At 44.7% G+C, this 2,490-nt stretch carries 3 protein-coding genes and 1 pseudogene; all 4 read left to right on the top strand.

Going from position 1 to position 2,490, the window contains the following annotated elements; genetic code table 11:
* The first annotated feature begins 146 nt into the window (after positions 1-146).
* Positions 147-1,310: a P22 coat - protein 5 family protein gene (locus Q0212_RS03830; RefSeq protein WP_297922469.1), complete on the top strand. Its 1,164-nt coding sequence runs from the start codon at positions 147-149 to the stop codon at positions 1,308-1,310.
* A gap of 49 nt (positions 1,311-1,359) precedes the next feature.
* The gene (locus Q0212_RS03825) at positions 1,360-1,803 is read left to right on the top strand and encodes a DnaT-like ssDNA-binding protein (protein ID WP_297922466.1); all 444 of its coding nucleotides are present in this window, start codon (positions 1,360-1,362) and stop codon (positions 1,801-1,803) included.
* A complete protein-coding gene (locus Q0212_RS03820; RefSeq protein WP_297922463.1) occupies positions 1,804-2,148 on the top strand; it encodes a hypothetical protein in 345 nt (114 codons plus the stop codon). It abuts the gene before it with no gap.
* A pseudogene (locus Q0212_RS03815) lies at positions 2,148-2,490 on the top strand (hypothetical protein); the annotation flags it as partial. The gene Q0212_RS03820 and the pseudogene Q0212_RS03815, both read left to right, overlap by 1 nt.

The raw sequence follows: 2,490 nt of genomic DNA, 5'->3' as shown, positions 1-2,490 counted from the left end.
TCAAGCGGGGGCTTTGGCACTAATGCTTCAAATGGTGGCGGTGCTGCTAAAACAATCACACGAGCGCAATTTGACTCAATGAGTCAAAGCGCAAGAGCTGCACATTTTAAAAGTGGCGGCACAATCACTAATTAGAGGTTTTTATTATGTCTAACACTTTAACGGGTTTAATCCCTGATTTATACGCGGCTCTTGATGTTGTTAGTCGTGAGCTTATCGGCTTTATTCCTGCCGTTACTGTTGATTCTAGCGTAAATCGTGCGGCAGTTGGTCAAGCGGTAAAAGTACCTGTTTCACCATCTAGTAATAGCATGATTGACACCACGCCTGCCATGTCTGTACCAAGTGCAGCCGACCAAACTATTGGTAATACGAGCGTTGTTATTACTAGATCCAAAGCCGTGCCGTTTTCGTGGGAAGGTAACGAGCAGGTGGGTTTAAATAGCGGTGCAGGTTATTTAACTATTCGCGCCAATCAAATTGCTCAAGCCATGCGTACATTGGCTAACGCTGTCGAGCTAGACCTTGCTGCATTATATGCAACCACCAGCCGCGCAGCAGGTACTGTTGGCACTGTGCCATTTATCACTAATACAGCCGCATTAAGTGCAGCGCGTAAAATCTTGGTTGATAATGGCGCACCAACAAGCGATTTGCAATTAGTTATTGATACTAACGCTGGTGCTAATTTACAAACCTTGTTTAACATCAATTCGGCTCGTGACAAAGCAGCCGAAACATTGGCAGGTCAAGGCGTTTTAACCATGCCTAGCGGTGTAGCGATTCGCGAATCTGCACAGGTTTATAATCCTGCAAGCGGTGCAATGGCAAGTGCCACAAGCACTAGCGCGGCGTTTACTGTTGGTCAAACAGTTATTCCTTTAGCTACCGCAGGTACAGGCGTAGTTGCCGCAGGTGATGTTATTACGTTTGCTAACGATACCAATCAATACGTTGTTAGTGCTGTTAGCTTCGCAGGTGCAAACCCTGCAAGCGGTGACACGATTACGTTGGCCGCACCTGGCTTGCGCAAAGCGCAAGGTGTCGCTACTCGTGCCATTACTGTACTCGCAACATCGCCTCGTAATATGGCGTTTAGCCGTAGCGCGATTGTGTTGGCTACTCGTATGCCTGAGCGTCCACAAGAAGGCGACATGGCCATTGATGTAATGACGATTCAAGACCCACGCTCTGGCTTGGCTTTTGAAGTGTCAATGTATCCAGGCTACCGCAAAATCCGTTATGAAATTGCGTTGGCATGGGGTGTTAAAAACATCAAACCTGAACACACCGCAACCTTGCTTGGTTAATCAGCAACATCAAAGGGGCTTAATTGCCCCTTTTTTGAGGGTTTAAAGCATGACGGTAACAATAGGCTATACAACAGACGATGCGTTTATCGCATTTGCATTAGCGCGTGGCGTAACTGTCACAACGCCTAACGCTTCGATTTATCTCACCAAAGCCTTTGATTTTATGGAGGCGCAATGTTGGAAAGGTCAAAAAACGGATTACGCACAGGCTAATGATTGGCCGCGCCAATACGTCTATGTTGATAATGTTTTGTTAGATAGTTCCGTTGTGCCTAGCGGTATTATTAAAGCGCAACACGTTATTGCATTATCAATTGCTAATGGTTATGACCCTTTGGCCACAGTCGAGCGAGCAGTAAAGCGTGAGAAAGTGGACGTACTAGAAGTAGAGTATCAACCAAACGCATCGAGCGCACCGATTGCACGTTCTATCAATGCAGCCTTAGCCGACTATATTGCATCAAGTACGGCAGTTATGAGGACGCTATAAATGGCTATTGATTATGGTAATGTAGCAGTATTAGCTGAGCGGTTGATACGCGAAAATGGCCGCGATGCTTTATTGATTACAGAGACAAATACAGGCGCAGACTATCAGCCTACTGTTAGTCAATCGAGCGAGACAATAAAGCTAGTACAAAGCAGTTTTAATGCTTTAGATAACAATGATTTTTTACTAGCCGCGCATGATGTCAAGTTTTTGGTGTCTAGTGCGTTTACACTAAGCACAAAGCAGCGCATCGAAACAAACGGATTACAATATAGTATTATTGGGCTTAAAGAGATTAAACCAAGCGATACAAACATTTTGTACATTGTGCAAGGGCGTTTATAATGTCATTTAATAGCGATATTGAGAAACTAGCGCGTAAGTTAGCAATTACACAAGCCAAGGCGGTGGCGGCTTTTTGTATCAATATCAGCTCACAAGTAGAGCGTATGAGTCCTGTTGATACAGGATTATTTAGAGCAAATTGGCAAGCATCGCTAGACCAACCGTATAACGGAGCGGTGAAGCCTGCTAATCGTAACGGCTCAATTGACCACGTTATACCTTTTGCTAAAGCCGCAAACGGCCATGTATTTTATTTAACAAACAAATTACCATACGCTAAAAAATTAGAGTATGGCCATAGCCAACAAGCACCTAATGGCATGGTTAGAGTAAGTGCTAGAC

The organism is uncultured Agitococcus sp., assembly GCF_937920075.1.
Lineage (GTDB): Bacteria > Pseudomonadota > Gammaproteobacteria > Pseudomonadales > Moraxellaceae > Agitococcus.
This window is presented reverse-complemented; position numbering and strand designations above follow the sequence as displayed.

What these genes read in the sequence shown, in the direction of transcription:
- Q0212_RS03825 (WP_297922466.1), top strand. Translation starts at nt 1,360, where the DNA reads ATGACGGTAACAATAGGCTATACAACAGACGATGCGTTTATCGCATTT.
- Q0212_RS03830 (WP_297922469.1), top strand. Translation starts at nt 147, where the DNA reads ATGTCTAACACTTTAACGGGTTTAATCCCTGATTTATACGCGGCTCTT.
- Q0212_RS03820 (WP_297922463.1), top strand. Translation starts at nt 1,804, where the DNA reads ATGGCTATTGATTATGGTAATGTAGCAGTATTAGCTGAGCGGTTGATA.